Origin of the sequence: Pseudomonas sp. YQ_6 (assembly GCF_043103245.1) — a bacterium.
Classification (GTDB): Bacteria; Pseudomonadota; Gammaproteobacteria; order Pseudomonadales; family Pseudomonadaceae; genus Aquipseudomonas; species Aquipseudomonas alloputida.
In genome coordinates, this window is sequence record NZ_JBICJR010000051.1 from 1 (window position 1) to 15308 (window position 15308).

Consider the following 15308-nt stretch of genomic DNA (forward strand, 5'->3'; position numbering starts at 1 on the left):
GCCACCTGCGCGAATGAATACCTACTCAATGTGGATGCCCACATCCAAGAAGCAAGAAGCAAGAAGCAAGAAGCAAGAAGCAAATTCGTCTGTTTTGACTCAGCGAACAGTCCAATCGCGATGGCGACGCCGACTCACCTTTTCGCCCTTACGGCGAGTCACTTTTTGTCAAACGCGACAAAAAGTAACCAAAAAACGCTGCGCTCCCATCATCCGGCCCCTGCGCTGCGCTCCGGGGTCCCCTCTCTCCGGCCTCGCTCCCGGGAGGACCGCGCTGCAGGCCCCATCCTGGGGCCCAGCGCTTGACGGGCATCCATGCCCGTCACCTCCCTCCGCAAGGCCTACGTTCGGCCTCCTGAAGTCGCGAAGATCAAGATCAAGATCAAGATCAAGATCAAGATCAAGATCAAGATCAACAGCAACAGCAACAGCAACAGCAACAGCAACAGCAACAGCAACAGCAACGCAGCAACAGCACAGTACAGTTTTGCCTTGTTATTTCCATTGACTGTACTGGCCGGTGACTCCGCATAATGACGCCTCGAATTCACCCGGAGGTGGCATGAGCAAGGCAGTCCTGGTACTGGTGGAAACCGTCGACGATTACCTGCCCATGCTGGAGCAGGCCGGCTACCACCTGATCCGTGCCCCTCGCCGCAACTGCGTATTCGACGACGAGCCGACAGTGCCCGATGCACTCAAGGCCTTGCCCAACACCGTGCTCACACCCCACGTGGCTGGCCAATCGCCAGAAGCCGCGCGCGACACGGTGGCCTTGGTGCTGCGCAACCTGCAGGCGTTCTTTGCCGGTGAGCCAGTTTTGACCCCGGTACGCCCTTAACCCTTTTTCCAGATATCTGCCTGGCAGCGCCCGGGTAACAAGGAGTGTGTGCATGCAACTCGAAATCTTCCAGGTCGATGCCTTTTCCACTGAACCGTTCGGTGGCAACCCGGCCGCAGTGATCCCGCTGGACAGCTGGCTGCCGGACGATGTGCTGCAGCGCATCGCTGAAGAAAACAACCTGTCAGAAACAGCCTACTTCGTGCGCAAAGGCGAAACGATCGACCTGCGTTGGTTCACCCCCACCGTGGAAGTCGACCTGTGCGGCCATGCTACCTTGGCCTCGGCTTACGTGCTGTTCGAGCAACTGGGTGAGCAGGCGCAAGTGCTGCGCTTCAATACCCGCAGTGGCGAGTTACGCGTCAGCCGTGGCGCTGATGGCCTGCTGGCCATGGACTTCCCCGCCAAGCAACCCGTAGCGGTCGACATGCCAGCGGGTCTTTTGCAGGCGCTGGGCTTGAGCCAGGCGAATGCGGTGTACCGTAGCGACGATTATGTGGTGGTGATCGATGACGCCATGCTGCTCGAAACGTTGAAACCCGACTTTGTTGCGCTATCGGCCTTCGACGTCCGTGGCATTGCCGTGACCGCGGTAGGGCGTGGCTTTGACTTCGTCACCCGCTGGTTCGGCCCGCGGGTTGGTGTGAATGAAGACCCGGTAACCGGCTCGGCACATACCTCGCTGGCGCCGTTATGGGCCCAAAGGCTGGGCAAGAACGTGCTGAGCTGCGAGCAGGGCGGGGCACGCAAAGGGCAGTTGCAGTGTGAAGTGCCGGGCAATGGCCGCGTGATCATCAGTGGGCGGGCGGCGTTGTACCTGCGGGGCAATGTGTACATCTAGTATGGCGTGCGATGCCCTGGGGGGCTTCTATAATTGCAGGCCCATCTTTCCGTTCAAGGAGCCACCCATGGCCCTGGAAAAACAAGGCACCTGCCTGTGCGGCGACACGCGGCTGACGGTCACCGTCGACAATACCCATATCAGCGCTTGTCATTGCAGCATGTGCCGCAAGTGGACCGGCGGCCCGCTGCTGGTAGTGCACTGCAGCAAGCCTCCGCTGATCGAAGGTCGTGCGCCGAGCGTCTATGATTCGTCCGACTGGGCCCAGCGTGCTTTCTGTGGCCGCTGTGGTACCCACCTGTACTACCGGCTCAAGGCCAACGACTTCCATGCCGTGCCGGTCGGCCTGCTCGATGGCGACCACGCCTGGGATTTCGACCTGCAGATCTTCGTCGAACAGAAACCCGCGTGGTACTGCTTCGCCAATCAGACCAAAGAGCTGTCCGGCCAAGAGGTGTTCGAGCAGAACAGCTGATTCAACGTCATGTCTGTACGGAGGCATTCCGTCGGCGAATGCCTCCGTACAATTCTGCGTGAACTTGCCAAACCGGTGCATTCCTGAGAAAAGGGCGGTCTTGTTTTTCAGCGTTTTGGAGTGTACCCGTGAGCCAAGAACTGCAGATCATCGACCTGGTCGAGGGAGACGGCAAAGCCGCCGTCAAAGGTGCCCTGATCACCACCCAGTACACCGGCTGGCTGGCCGATGGCAGCGAGTTCGACTCGTCCTGGTCGCGCGGTAAGCCGTTCCAGTGCGTGATCGGTACCGGCAGGGTAATCAAAGGCTGGGACCAAGGCCTGATGGGCATGCGCGTAGGCGGTAAGCGCAAGCTGCTGGTACCGGCGCACCTGGGGTATGGCGAACGCAGCGTGGGGGCGATCCCGCCAAATTCGGACCTGACCTTCGAGATTGAACTGCTGGAAGTGCTCACGCGGGATGATTGAGTGTTCGCGTTGCAACTCGAGGTTCTTGCACCTTACACAATTGCGCAACACCCAGCCCCTAACCTAGGCCTTGCCCAGGGAACGGCATTCACCTCCAGGGAGGAACCAAACGGGTTCAGGGCACTCTGACCCTCACTCGTGCCAAGGATGGCATTCACTACAAGGATGCCCTCTAGCGGATGGGCGATGTGGCGGGTAAACCCGATTTTCTCTGCCACACGAGCCTGCCTTTATGAAGTTGCCAACATTCTTTCGCCGTCGCCGTCACTTGCTGCTGAGCCTGGTGCTCACTGCCATCGCCGCGCCGCTGGCGCTGGAGGCTGTCGAAAGCCGGGCACAACCGGTGGATGGCACCCAGACCCTGGTGTTTCTGCGTCATGGCGAGAAGCCGGGCGAGGGGCTCGGGCAGTTGAACTGCCAAGGCCTCAACCGTGCGCTGGACCTGGCCACTGTACTGCCCGAGCGCTTCGGCAAGGCCGACTATGTGTTTGCCGCCAACCCCACGCGGCATGTCGAGGAAGGCAGCAGGGATGAAAGCTACAGCTACATCCGCCCATTGATGACCATCACCCCCAGTGCCATCCGCCTCGGCTTGCCGGTGAATATCGACTACGGCGCCAACGATACCGCTGAACTGGCCGATGAGTTGCTGAGCAACAAATACCGCAATGCGACCATCTATACCGCCTGGTCCCACGGCTACCTGCCGGAACTGATCAACACGGTGGCCGGCAAGGCCCTGGGGGAGGAGCGGGTGATCACCGAGGACTGGAGCGGCGAAGACTTCGACACCCTCTACGTACTGACCCTGACCTGGCACGATGGCAAGGCCAGCCTGCTGAGCCGCAATGTGCGTCAGGGCCTGAATGACGGTGCGCATAGCTGCCCGACCTGATCCGCTGGTACTGTTTGGCAAGGAAGCCGGAACAGGGATGAGCAATGAAGCAGCGGGTAACGGTGATCGGTGGCGGAGTGGTGGGCCTGGCGACGGCTTACGCGCTGGTGAGGGAAGGGGGGTCGGTTGATCTGATCGAGGCCCGCGACAGCCTGGCGTCGGCCACCAGCTTTGCCAATGGCGGGCAATTGTCTTATCGCTATGTGGCGCCGCTGGCTGATGCCGGGGTGCCGTGGCAGGCGCTGGGCTGGCTGTTGCAGGGCGAGTCGCCATTGCGCTTGCGCTTGCGCATGGACCCGGCCCAGTGGCGCTGGCTGCTGGCATTCACCCTGGCTTGCAGGCGTAGCGTCAATCGCCGTAATGCCGGGCAATTGCTTGAGCTCGCGCTTTACAGCCAGGCCGTTCTGGCGCAGTGGCGTGAACACCAGAACCTGGGGGATTTCGCCTGGCGGCGCAATGGCAAGTTGGTGGCTTTTCGCAGTGAACGGGCCTTTGCCCAAGGCCGGGAACAGTTGACGGACCCGTCCAGTCAACAGGTGCTGGCGGCTGCCGAGCTGCGCGGGTTGGAGCCTGCCCTGGATGGCGCACCGTTTGTGGGTGGCGTGTTCACGGCGGGCGAAGAGGTTGGCGATTGTCACCTGTTTTGCTTGCGGCTGGAGGCGCTATTGCGCGCGTCGGGCCAGTGCCGTTTCCTGCTTGGCCGGCCGGTGACGCAATTGGTTCAGCGCCAGGGCCAGGTCGTGGCACTGCAACTGGGTGATCAGCAGCTGGACGTGGAGCAGTTGGTGCTGTGTGCCGGGCATCGCGGTCCAGGCTTGGCATTACCGGGAGTGCATATACCGGTTTACCCGCTGAAGGGCTACAGCCTGACCGCACCGATCAGCGCCGGGCACCTGCCCCCGGAGGTGAGCCTTACCGACTATGAGCGCAAGATCGTCTATGCACGCCTGGGGCAGCAGCTGCGGGTAGCGGCGATGGTGGACATTGTCGGGTTCGACGAGTCGGTGGACATGCGCCGTTTGCAGAGCATGCGGCGGCTGGCGCTGGAGACGCTGCCGAGGGCGGCGGATTATGGCCAGGCGGTGGAGTGGGCGGGGATGCGACCAGCGACACCGACCGGGGTGCCGATCATAGGTGGGACGGTGTATCGCAACCTGTGGCTGAACCTGGGGCATGGGGCGTTGGGGTTCACCTTGGCCTGTGGCAGTGCGCAGCGTTTGGCCCGGATGATGCGTTAACCGGGCCGGCCTCTTCGCGGCTAAAGCCGCTCCTACGAGGACCCCAACGGTATTCAGGCGTGTGGGTGGTCCTGTAGGAGCGGCTTTAGCCGCGAAGAGGCCGGTACAGGCGAAGAATATCTAGCGGCCAAAGCGCATCGGCCAGCCCACCACTTTCTTCGCCCGTGGCGTCGCATAGGTGCGCACTTTGGACGTGCTCAAACCCATGCGCACCAGCGATTCGGCAATGGTCACCGCTGCACTCACACCATCCACCACCGGCACGCCGGTGCGTTGGCGAATCTGCTCGTCCAGCCCGGCCATGCCGCCACAACCCAGGCAAATCACCTCGGCCTTGTCGTCACGCACGGCGCGTTCGGCCTGCCCGACAATCGCCTCCACCGCCCGCAGCGGGTCGGCTTCCAGTTCCAGCACCGCCAGCCCGCTGGCTCGCACCGAGGCGCAGCGGTCATACAGGCCCGAGAGCTTCAGGCGGTCCTCGATCAGTGGCACGGTGCGGTCGAGCGTGGTTACTACGGAATAGGCGTGGCCCAAATACATTGCCGTGCTGGCGGCGGCGTCGGTAATGTCCACCACAGGCACGTTGAGCAGTTCCTGCAGGCCTTCGCGGCCATGTTCGCCATAACCGGCCTGGATCACGGCATCGTAGGGCCCTTCAAAGGCCAGGACCCGGTCCATCACCGCGATGGCCGCCAGGTAGCTCTCGAAGTTGCCCTCCACCGATTCGGCGCCGAACCAGGGTGTGAGGCCGACGATTTCGGTACCGGGTGCGGCCACCGCACGGGCCTGTTCGGCAATGGCGTGGGTGATGGCTTCGGTAGTGTTGACGTTGGCGATCAGAATGCGCATGGGCAGTCCTCCCTGACTAATGGCTGCTGTGGTCGACGGCGATGCACTCGCCGCTGATGTCGTGGTATTGGCGGTTGCGTGGGGCGATCAACAGATAGAGGGCGGCGGCGATGCCGGCACCGATCAGCCAGGAGAACGGCGCGATACCCTGGAAGTTGGGCACCAGTGCCAGCACGATGGCCAGCAGTGCGGCCGGCACGAAGGCGGCCACGGCACGCAGGTTGATGCCCTTGCTGTAGTGATAGGCGCCGGCCGGGTGCTCGGTATACAGCTCTGGCACGTTGATGCAGCCTTTGCGCAGCAACCAGTAGTCGGACATGATCACGCCGTACAGCGGGCCGAGCAGGGCGCCCAGGCCCGATAGGAAGTACACGATCACCAGCGGGCTGTTGTACAGGTTCCACGGCAAAATCAGCACCGCCAGGGTGGCGCTGATCAGCCCGGCACGGCGGAAGTTGAGATGGCGCGGCGCCAGGTTGCTGAGTACGAAGGCCGGGGCGACGAAGTTGGCCATGATGTTCACCGCCACGGTGACGATCAGGAAGGCCAGGCAGCCGAGCACCAGGAATGGCGTGCTGGGTATGGCGGCAACGATCTGCGTCGGGCTGTCGATGATCTGGCCGTTGATCTGGAATTGCGCGCCGCACAGCACCACGGTGATCACGGCGAACACCAGGATGTTCACCGGCAGGCCCCAGAAGTTGCCGACGCGGATGGTCTTGCGGCAAGGCGAGGAGCGGGCGAAGTCACAGAAGTTCAGCACCAGGGTGCCGTAGATCGCCAGCCACAGTGCGCCGCCGGCGAAGATGTTGCGCCACATCTCGTAGCCGGTCAGCGGGGTAGCCACCGACCAGGCAATGCGCGCGTCGGCCTTGAAGTACATGAACACCGCCAGGGCGGCGACGGTCAGCAGGATCACTGGCCCGGCAAAGGCCTCGTAACGGCGCACCATCTCCATGCCGTAGGCCAGGATCACCAGCTGTACCAGCCAGATCGATACGAAACATACCCAGCCCAGGCTCGACAGGCCGAGGATGCTGTCGTGGTCGTAGGCTGCAAGTTGCGGCCACACGGCGGTGAGCAGCACCCGCAGCACCACCGATGCCAGGTAGGTCTGGATGCCGAACCAGGCGATGGCGATGACGGCACGGATCAGCGCCGGGATCTGCGCGCCGTGGATGCCGAAAGCAATGCGGCTGATGACCGGGAACGGTACCCCGGTTTTCTGCCCCATATAACCCGACAGGTTCATGAAGAAGTACACCAGTGCCGCGCCGATGGCCAGCGACAGCAGAATTTGCCAGCCGCCCAGGCCGAGGGCGAACAAGCCCATGGCGAACGAATAGTTGGCGATATTGTGCACATCGTTTGTCCACAACGCGAAGATGCTGTAGCCGCCCCAGCGACGGCCTTCCATACGCGTGGGCGCCAGGTCGCGGTTATGCAGGCGCGGGCTGAGAACAAGGTCCGGCTGGTGGCCGGCAAGCGTGGACGCGGGGTGTGTGCTGGCGACGGATTGTTCAGGGGCAAGGTCGAGGCTGCTACTCATTCCGGCGGGCTCCTGATGCACATGGACTGCGATGAGCGGGCATGCGCACGGGCTCGCCATCTCGTCGGTGCAGCGTTGGCATCACAGGGTTGTGGGCGCGGCGGCTGACATTGGGTCGGCGTCGCGGATTCTTGTGTACCTATGTTTTGTTTAAGTTGTATACAAAACACGAACACACAAAAGCGAGTTCCATGCCAAAGGAAGAGCAGGTTTCAACAGGCGATCATTTCTAACTTATCTTTTTGAAAGGTAAGTTGATGAAATACAGAGAATATAAGTTGACCAAACGAACAAGTTTAAATTTTTGAAAGATTGATTAGTTGATCATTTGGTCAAAATAACGGGTGGAAAGTGTGTAACGAATTGGGGCGCTACTGAAGAAAGTGCACACAAAAATGGCACCTATGGTTACGTTTTTGTGTACAAAAAATAGTCAACTTTTCTGTGTTGACCTCTTCGCGGGCACCCCTGCAAGGAGGCCAGTACAGAGGCCAATCAATCCATTGGCGGCAACCGCCGCTTGACCGGGGTCTTCTTGATGATCGCGGTATTGGTCTCAGCCAGCACATTCATGAGGTCGAGCAGCGTGTCCAGCTGCTCCATCGAGCGCACATGCAGTCGGGCGACGAAGCAGTCTTCGCCAATGACCTTGTCGCATTCGGTGAACTCAGGGATGGCAATGATCTGGCGCTCCACTTCTTGCAGCTTCCCCGGTAGCGGACGGATGCGCACGATCGCCTGCAACTGGTAGCCAAAGGCGCGTGGGTCGACCTCCACGGTATAGCCGCGCAGCACACCACGCTCTTCCAGCCGGCGCAGGCGCTCGCTGACGCTGGGTGCGGACAGCCCGCTGACCTGCGCCAGAGCCTTGAGCGAGCGGCGCGAGTCCTCCATCAGTGCGTTGATCAATAATTGGTCAATGGCATCGGTCATGCTCACCTCATCAGGTAATTCGTGTTATCTGCCTTGATAGTAAAGGTAGGTTGGCGAAAATGCCTTGGTTATCCGCTGGATGGCCAGCCTGCAGCCTTTGCATACTGTTGCCATTATCAAAGGGAGGTTTGAGATGGACAGTTCATTGCGCCGTGGCTCGCTGGAAATGGTGGCCGCCATGCTGATTTCCGGGACCATTGGCTGGTTCGTGCTGGTGTCCGGCCAGCCGGTGCTGGATGTGGTGTTCTGGCGCTGCGTGTTCGGTGCCGTGACCTTGCTGGCGATTTGCGCCGCGTTTGGCTTTCTGCGCCCAGGCGTGATCAGCCGCACGGCATTTTTGCTGGCGATTGCCAGCGGGGTGGCCATTGTCGGCAACTGGCTGCTGTTGTTCGCTTCGTACGCACGGGCGTCGATTGCCATCGGCACGGCGGTTTACAACGTGCAGCCATTCATTCTGGTGGGGCTGGCGGCGCTGTTTCTGGGCGAAAAGATCACCTTGGCCAAGGTGACCTGGCTGAGTGTGGCGTTCCTCGGCATGCTGGCCATCGTCAGTGCCCATGGTGCTGGGCAAAGTAATGGCGAGGACTATCTGCTGGGGATTGCCCTGGCGCTGGGGGCGGCGTTTCTGTATGCAATCGCGGCCTTGATCATCAAGCGCCTGAGTGGCACGCCCCCGCACCTGATTGCGCTGATTCAGGTAACCACGGGTGTGTTGCTGCTGGCGCCATGGGTCACGCTTGGCGGGTTGCCGGTCGAAGTGCCGGCGTTGGCCAGCTTGTTGACACTGGGGATGGTGCACACCGGCCTGATGTATGTGCTGTTGTACAGCGCCATCCAGCGTTTGCCCACGGCGTTGACCGGTGCGCTGTCGTTCATTTACCCGATTGCGGCAATTCTGGTGGACTGGGTGGCGTTCGGGCACCGCCTGGCGCCGCTGCAGTGGCTGGGCGTGGGGTTGATCCTGCTGGCGGCGGCGGGCATGCAGCAGGGGTGGTGGTTCCGCTCGGCGCGGCATCCTGTAGGCGCGGGTTTACCCGCGAAGAGGCCCGCAAGGTAGAATGCCGCTTTTTGCCAGCCTGCGATCCGCCATGACCTCGCCCATCGACACCCTTGAGCAACACCTGCTTGCCGCCCTCGACCCTGCCCCACAGGAAACCCGCCGCCTGTTTCACGGGCGCGGCCGCTGCTGGCAGGGCCTGGAGCAGGTCACCGTCGACTGGCTGCAGGGCGTGCTGTCGGTCGCCTTGTTCCGTGAGCCGCCCGAAGGCCAGCTCGCCGAACTGGAAGCCATGCTGCGCAGCTTGGCCGAGCGCCCGCAGTGGACGGGGCAGGCAGTCATCATCCAGCACCGCTACCTGCCCGACAGCCCGGGCCAGTGGCTGCTGGGCGAGCCGTGCCAGCAACGCGAAGTGATCGAGGACGGCCTGACCTACCTACTGGACTTGGGCGTGCGGCAAAACAACGGCCTGTTCCTCGACATGCGCTATGGCCGCCGCTGGGTGCGCGAGCAGGCGGCGGGCAAGCGCGTGCTCAACCTGTTCGCCTATACCTGCGGCTTTTCCGTGGCAGCGATTGCCGGTGGCGCTGAGCAGGTGGTGAACCTGGACATGGCCAAGTCGGCCCTGTCGCGGGGCCGGGACAACCATCGCCTCAATGGCCACGATGCATCGCGGGTGGCGTACCTGGGGCATGAACTATTCAAGTCGTGGGGCAAGGTGCGCAAGTACGGGCCTTATGACCTGATCATCATCGACCCGCCGACCTTCCAGCGTGGCAGCTTTGTGCTGACCCAGGATTACGCAAAGATCCTGCGGCGTTTGCCGGAGTTGTTGAGCGAAGGCGGGACGGTGCTGGCGTGTGTCAACGACCCGGGCATCGGGCCGGAATTCCTGATCGAGGGAATGGCAGAGCAGGCGCCTTCGCTGGCGTTTGTCGAGCGGTTGGAAAACCCGCCGGAGTTTCCGGATGTGGACCCGGCTGGCGGGCTGAAGGCCTTGGTATTCCGTCAGGTTTGATGCTGCCCTTGCTGGAAGCTTCGCGGGCGAGCCCGCGAAAGGGCCGGTGCAGGCGAATTCAAGCCCCCAGGGCCTGCAGCGGCAGCGGGTACACCTGGGCAAAGCGGTCCACCCCGGATACCTGTAACGGCCCTTGCAGGTTGATGCGCAGCAGCGGGTCTTCGCTGATCGACTTGCCCACCTCATGGATCAGCGCGAGTGACGCATCCACATCACTGTCGTAAGTGAACTGCACCGAGAAGAACGCATAGGCGAACTGCCGCGACTGGTTGGTAACCGCCTTGATCTGACCAAACGGCACCGAGTGCACGAAGCCTTTGCCATCGCGCAGCCGCTACGGATCGTCAGGCTTTCGACTGTACCGGTATGGCCGGAATCGAGCACTACCCAGTCGCCGATGGAAATGGAATCCTCGATGAGGATGAACAACCCGGTAATCACATCGTGCACCAGCTGCTGCGAGCCGAAGCCGATGGCCAGGCCGATCACCCCGGCACCGGCCAGGAACGGCGCGACGTTGGTGCCCAGGTTGGCCATGGTGGTGATGGTGTAGATGACGATCAGGACCACTTTGATCGCATTGTGCAGCATCGGCAGGATGGTCCGCACCCGGGTGCTCGGCTGACGCGCGCTGCGGCGGCCGACGGGGGCTTGAGTGCTTCCTGGATGTCCGTATCGAGTACCACCCACAGCAGCCAGGTGACCAGCAGGATCAAGGCAATGCTCGACAGCGAGTTGCTGATCGCCTGGCCCAGGCTGTTGCTCAGGGCGAAATCGACCACCGAGAAGCCCCAGATGCGCCCCAGCAGCTCGATGAAGGTAACGGCCATGTCGATGCGCAGTAGCGCGTGGGCGAGGCTGCGCAGCAGCTCCTTACAGGGGCGTACCCGCGCATCCCTTGTATGAGCCGAGGTGAACGGCACGCTGTTGTCCGGCAGGCGGGTTACCAGTTGTTCGGCACCTTACTGGCCTGTGCCAACGACCCAGGCATCGGGCTGCAGTTCCTAATCGAAGAGTTGTCCTTGCATGCCCCGGCGCTGGCGTTCGCCGAGCGGCTGGCGAATCCGCCGGTTTTTTCGGATGCGGGCGTGGAGGAGCACTCAAGGTGATGGAGTTCTATTATAAATACGTCATTATTCATCCGTTAATGTAGGATTTATCTTACGGGTATAATTTATTTATATTCATTGTGTGAGGATTAATTGTTTTTACAATTTTTAATATTTGCAATGAAGTTGGCCGTCTACTAGGATCCGAGTTCCTATTTGGATGCGGCGCCGACAATCAGTGATCGGCTTGATCAAGGCAGGGAGAATGCCAATGTTCAACACTTACCAGCGATGGCTCGTATTGGCCGTCCTGTCCTTCGCCTTGCTATTGGTTGCGATCGACATGACGGTCCTTTACATCGCCTTGCCCACACTTACCCATGCGCTCGGGGCATCTACCTCCGAAAAGCTGTGGATCATCAACATGTATCCCCTGGTCGTCGCCGGCTTGTTGCTGGGTGCTGGCACCTTGGGTGATCGCATCGGCCACCAGCGATTGTTCGTGATCGGCCTTGTGCTGTTCGGTGCGGCGTCGCTTCTGGCTGCATTCGCGCCATCTTCTGCGCTGCTAATCCTGGCTAGGGGCGCGCTGGGCGTCGGTGCGGCGGCCATGATGCCGGCCACGCTGGCGATCATCAGCCTGACCTTCGAGGATGAGCGTGAGCGTGGTTTTGCCATCGGCGTCTGGACGGCCGTGGCTTCCGGTGGTGCAGCGATTGGTCCGCTGATAGGGGGGGCGCTGCTCGAGCATTTCTGGTGGGGTTCCGTGTTTCTGATCAACGTGCCCATCGTGCTGGTGGCCCTGGTGTTGTCCTTGCTGCTGATCAGGAACACGCAACAGGCCAACGCCGGGCCATGGGACTTGCTTGGCTCCCTTCAGGCGATGGTAGGGCTCATCAGCCTGGCGTACCTGATCAAGGAATTCGCCAAGCCCGAGCCCTCGCTGGTGGCGGCGCTGGGGGCGTTGGCCATCTGCGCGGGCTTCGGCTGGATGTTCGTGCGCGGGCAGCGCAAGCGTGGTTTTCCGTTGATCGACCTGCAGATTTTCCGCAGCCCCGCGTTCTCCTCTGCGGTCATCGCCAGCCTGGCCGCGGCCGGCTGCCTGATGGGCATCAACCTGGTACTGAGCCAGCGCCTGCAACTGGTTGTCGGGCTATCCCCGCTCGAGACCGGCCTTTATTTCCTGCCCCTTTCCGTGGGAGCGATCGTGGCCGGTCCGTTAAGCGGCTGGTTGCTGCCCAAGGTCCGTTGTGATCGGTTCCTGGTGCTCGCACTGTTGATCTACGCCGGTGCCATTGGCCTGTTCATGTACAGTTTCAGCCAGTCGGTCGCCCTGCAACTGCTGCTGCTGTTCGTCATGGGTGCTTGCGTAGGGGCGAGTATGACCGGGGCGTCCACCACCATCATGGCCAGCGCGCCGCCGGAGCGAGCGGGGATGGCCGCTTCGGCCGAGGAAATTTCCTACGAGCTGGGAGGAGGGTTGGGCATCGCCTTCATGGGTAGCCTGATGTCGGTGGTGTACAGCCGCTCGCTGGTCGTGCCCGAGCAGGCCGCCGACGCGGCGCGCCTGCAGGACGGGATCGACAGCGCGCTAGCCGCTGCCGCGCAAATGCCCGCCCCGCTGGGGCAGGAAATCGCTGTGAATGCGCGATTGGCGTTCGACCAAGCGGTGTCCTCGGTAATGATGGCCACCATGGGGGTACTCGTGGTCATCGCACTGTTGGTGTTTGTGAACTTTCGAAGGTATTCGACAGTTTCTGCCGAACAGCAAGTTTCTTCTTAATTTAGTCAAATAATGCTCGGCCCGGAACTGTTTAGTTGAATAGTTTCGGGTCTGGATTTGTGCTGCTTTAAATTTGGAGAGGTGGCATGCGCCTATTATTGGGGCAATTGTATGATCAGCGTGCGGCCTTGCATCTGGAACAGCGTTATGTCGGCGAAGTCCTGATACCGCAGGAGCATCTAATGTGGTGTTTCAGAGAGAGGGCTTTTGACAGGCGCATAAAAAATCCGATGCTCGTTTCCAAGCGTCGGATTTTGCGGCCTACAGGCTAAAGGTCAATGAGTCTGTCTTAACTGACTGGCATTAGGCCAGATGCCCCCTTACGGCTATTGGTTGGTATAGATCTGGTCAAACACCCCACCATCATTGAAGTGGGTCTTCTGCACGGTGCGCCAGTCACCGAAGGTTTTCTCCACCGACAGGAAGTCCACTTTCGGGAAGCGGTCGGTGTACTTGGCCAGTACCGTCGCATCACGCGGGCGCAGGTAGTTGTTGGCGGCGATCTCCTGGGCTGCGGGTGACCACAGGTACTTCAGGTATTCCTCGGCTACGGCCTGGGTGCCTTTCCTGGCCACCACCTTGTCGACCACCGTCACCGGTGGCTCGGCTTCGGCCGATACGCTTGGGTAAACGACTTCGAACTGGTCGCGGCCGAACTCGCGGGCGATCATCTCGGCTTCGTTTTCGAAGGTGACCAGTACGTCACCGATCTGGTTGGTCATGAACGTGGTGGTGGCCGCACGGCCACCGGTGTCCAGCACGGGTGCCTGCTTGAACAGCTTGCCGACGAAGTCGCGGGCTTTGCTTTCATCGCCGCCTTGCTTGAGTACGTAGCCCCAGGCCGACAGGTAGGTATAGCGGCCATTACCCGAGGTTTTCGGGTTGGGCACGATCACCTGCACACCGTCCTTGAGCAGGTCGGGCCAGTCTTTCAGGGCTTTCGGGTTGCCCTTGCGCACGATGAACACAGTGGCCGAGGTGAACGGCGCGCTGTTGTTCGGCAGGCGGGTTACCCAGTTGTCGGGCACCAGCTTGCCATTGTCGGCCAGGGCGTTGATGTCGGTGGCCATGTTCATGGTGATGACATCGGCCGGCAGGCCATCGATCACCGCACGGGCCTGCTTGCTCGAGCCGCCGAAGGACATCTGCACGTTGACCTTCTCGTTGTGCTCGGCTTCCCAGTGCTTCTGGAAGGCCGGGTTGTAGTCCTTGTAGAAGTCGCGCATCACGTCGTAGGAAACGTTGAGCAGGGTGGGTGCGGCCTGGGCGAGGTTGCCCAGGGCCAGGCCTGCGGCGAGCAGCGAGGCGGTGAAGAGTTTTTTCACGATGCTTCCTTGTTCTTGAAGGTTGTTGGGGCAGATTGCCAGCGACTATAGCGGGTGGGTTTATACGGGTTAAAGAACAAAAAATGCTTTGGTTATGCTTCTGCCCGTGCCGGCCTCTTCGCGGGTAAACCCGCTCCTACAGGGACCGCGCACGGTCCGGGCCTGTGGTTATCCTGTAGGGGCGCGTTTACCCGCGAAGAGCCCGGCGCAGGCGCTATCACGCTTTGGGAAACAACCCATTCCCACAGCGAGAGCAGAACGCCGCCCCAGGCTCGTGGGTCTTCTTGTGGCAGGTCGGGCAATCATGCTGCAGCTGCTCCCCGCGCATGGCATTGGCTAGCTCGGCAGTGAAGATGCCGGTCGGCACGGCGATGATCGAGTAACCGGTGATCATCACCAGCGACGACAGCACCTGCCCCAGCGGGGTCTTCGGCACGATGTCGCCAAAGCCCACTGTGGTCAGGGTGACGATGGCCCAGTAGATGCCTTTGGGGATGCTGGTAAAGCCATGCTCAGGCCCTTCGATCACGTACATCAGCGTGCCGAACACCGTCACCAGCGTCGATACCGTCACCAGGAACACGATGATCTTCTGCTTGCTGCCGCGCAGCGCTTCCAGCAGGTAGTTGGCCTGCTTCAGGTACTGGCCGAGCTTGAGCACGCGGAATATCCGCAGCATCCGTATCACGCGGATGATCAACAGGTACTGGGCGTCGCTGTAGTACAGCGCGAGGATCCCCGGCACGATCGCCAGTAAATCGACCAGGCCGTAGAAACTGAAGGCGTAGCGCAGCGGCTTGGGCGAGCAGTACAGGCGGGTGATGTATTCGGCCAGGAATATCGCGGTAAAGCCCCACTCGATGCCGGCCAGCAGGCCGGCGTAGCCCTGGTGGACCTCGTCGATGCTGTCGAGAATGACGGTGACCAGGCTGGCCAGGATGATCAGCAGCAGGATCTTGTCGAAGCGGCGACCGGCTACGGTGTCGGTCTGGAAGACCATGATGTAGAGGCGTTCGCGTAAAGATTGCGAAGACATGGGATACCTGAT

The 15308-nt window shown here is 61.2% G+C and carries 14 protein-coding genes and 3 pseudogenes; 11 read left to right on the plus strand and 6 right to left on the minus strand.

Going from position 1 to position 15308, the window contains the following annotated elements; genetic code table 11:
• The first annotated feature begins 315 nt into the window (after positions 1-315).
• From ACF8FG_RS16185 to ACF8FG_RS16215, 7 genes and pseudogenes are all read left to right on the plus strand, one after another.
• Positions 316-534, plus strand: a complete 219-nt coding sequence (locus ACF8FG_RS16185) for a hypothetical protein (protein ID WP_392518967.1) — start codon at positions 316-318, stop codon at positions 532-534.
• Between the two features lie 130 nt (positions 535-664).
• Positions 665-841: pseudogene (locus ACF8FG_RS16190) on the plus strand (2-hydroxyacid dehydrogenase); the annotation flags it as partial.
• 52 nt (positions 842-893) lie between these two features.
• Positions 894-1682, plus strand: coding sequence for a PhzF family phenazine biosynthesis protein (locus tag ACF8FG_RS16195; RefSeq protein WP_144180617.1), 789 nt, complete (start codon positions 894-896; stop codon positions 1680-1682).
• Positions 1683-1749: 67 nt separating this feature from the next.
• On the plus strand, positions 1750-2157 hold the full coding sequence (locus ACF8FG_RS16200; RefSeq protein WP_014590177.1) for a GFA family protein: 408 nt from the start codon (positions 1750-1752) through the stop codon (positions 2155-2157).
• 128 nt (positions 2158-2285) lie between these two features.
• The gene (locus ACF8FG_RS16205; RefSeq protein ID WP_003254365.1) at positions 2286-2624 is read left to right on the plus strand and encodes an FKBP-type peptidyl-prolyl cis-trans isomerase; all 339 of its coding nucleotides are present in this window, start codon (positions 2286-2288) and stop codon (positions 2622-2624) included.
• Positions 2625-2856: 232 nt separating this feature from the next.
• Entirely contained in the window at positions 2857-3519 is a 663-nt protein-coding gene (locus ACF8FG_RS16210; RefSeq protein ID WP_014590179.1) for a histidine phosphatase family protein, read from the plus strand.
• Positions 3520-3563: 44 nt separating this feature from the next.
• Positions 3564-4757, plus strand: a complete 1194-nt coding sequence (locus tag ACF8FG_RS16215) for a D-amino acid dehydrogenase (protein WP_070383581.1) — start codon at positions 3564-3566, stop codon at positions 4755-4757.
• Between the two features lie 120 nt (positions 4758-4877).
• On the opposite strand, the gene ACF8FG_RS16220 is transcribed toward ACF8FG_RS16215, so the two are convergent.
• The 3 genes from ACF8FG_RS16220 to ACF8FG_RS16230 form a co-directional block, all read right to left on the minus strand.
• Complete coding sequence (locus ACF8FG_RS16220; RefSeq protein ID WP_014590181.1) at positions 4878-5606, minus strand: aspartate/glutamate racemase family protein; 729 nt, start codon at positions 5604-5606, stop codon at positions 4878-4880.
• A 16-nt stretch (positions 5607-5622) separates the two neighbouring features.
• Positions 5623-7155 (minus strand): NCS1 family nucleobase:cation symporter-1, encoded by a 1533-nt coding sequence (locus ACF8FG_RS16225; RefSeq protein WP_019437309.1) that lies wholly within the window; start codon positions 7153-7155, stop codon positions 5623-5625.
• A 495-nt stretch (positions 7156-7650) separates the two neighbouring features.
• Positions 7651-8088: an Lrp/AsnC family transcriptional regulator gene (locus tag ACF8FG_RS16230; protein ID WP_003254357.1), complete on the minus strand. Its 438-nt coding sequence runs from the start codon at positions 8086-8088 to the stop codon at positions 7651-7653.
• A gap of 133 nt (positions 8089-8221) precedes the next feature.
• Between ACF8FG_RS16230 and ACF8FG_RS16235 the strand changes: the two genes are divergently transcribed.
• A complete protein-coding gene (locus ACF8FG_RS16235) occupies positions 8222-9145 on the plus strand; it encodes a DMT family transporter (protein WP_070383583.1) in 924 nt (307 codons plus the stop codon).
• Between the two features lie 31 nt (positions 9146-9176).
• Complete coding sequence (locus ACF8FG_RS16240) at positions 9177-10103, plus strand: class I SAM-dependent methyltransferase (RefSeq protein ID WP_371923997.1); 927 nt, start codon at positions 9177-9179, stop codon at positions 10101-10103.
• A gap of 58 nt (positions 10104-10161) precedes the next feature.
• Here the strand turns inward: ACF8FG_RS16240 and ACF8FG_RS16245 are convergent.
• Positions 10162-10978: pseudogene (locus ACF8FG_RS16245) on the minus strand (mechanosensitive ion channel family protein); the annotation flags it as partial.
• An 81-nt stretch (positions 10979-11059) separates the two neighbouring features.
• On the opposite strand from ACF8FG_RS16245, the pseudogene ACF8FG_RS16250 reads away from it, so the two are divergent.
• Positions 11060-11212, plus strand: a pseudogene (locus ACF8FG_RS16250) (class I SAM-dependent methyltransferase); the annotation flags it as partial.
• 211 nt (positions 11213-11423) lie between these two features.
• Entirely contained in the window at positions 11424-12935 is a 1512-nt protein-coding gene (locus ACF8FG_RS16255) for an MFS transporter (RefSeq protein ID WP_070383586.1), read from the plus strand.
• A 326-nt stretch (positions 12936-13261) separates the two neighbouring features.
• Here the strand turns inward: ACF8FG_RS16255 and ACF8FG_RS16260 are convergent, their stop codons facing one another.
• Entirely contained in the window at positions 13262-14260 is a 999-nt protein-coding gene (locus tag ACF8FG_RS16260; RefSeq protein WP_014590189.1) for a sulfate ABC transporter substrate-binding protein, read from the minus strand.
• Between the two features lie 217 nt (positions 14261-14477).
• Positions 14478-15296, minus strand: coding sequence for an ion transporter (locus ACF8FG_RS16265; protein ID WP_014590190.1), 819 nt, complete (start codon positions 15294-15296; stop codon positions 14478-14480).
• Positions 15297-15308: the final 12 nt, after the last annotated feature.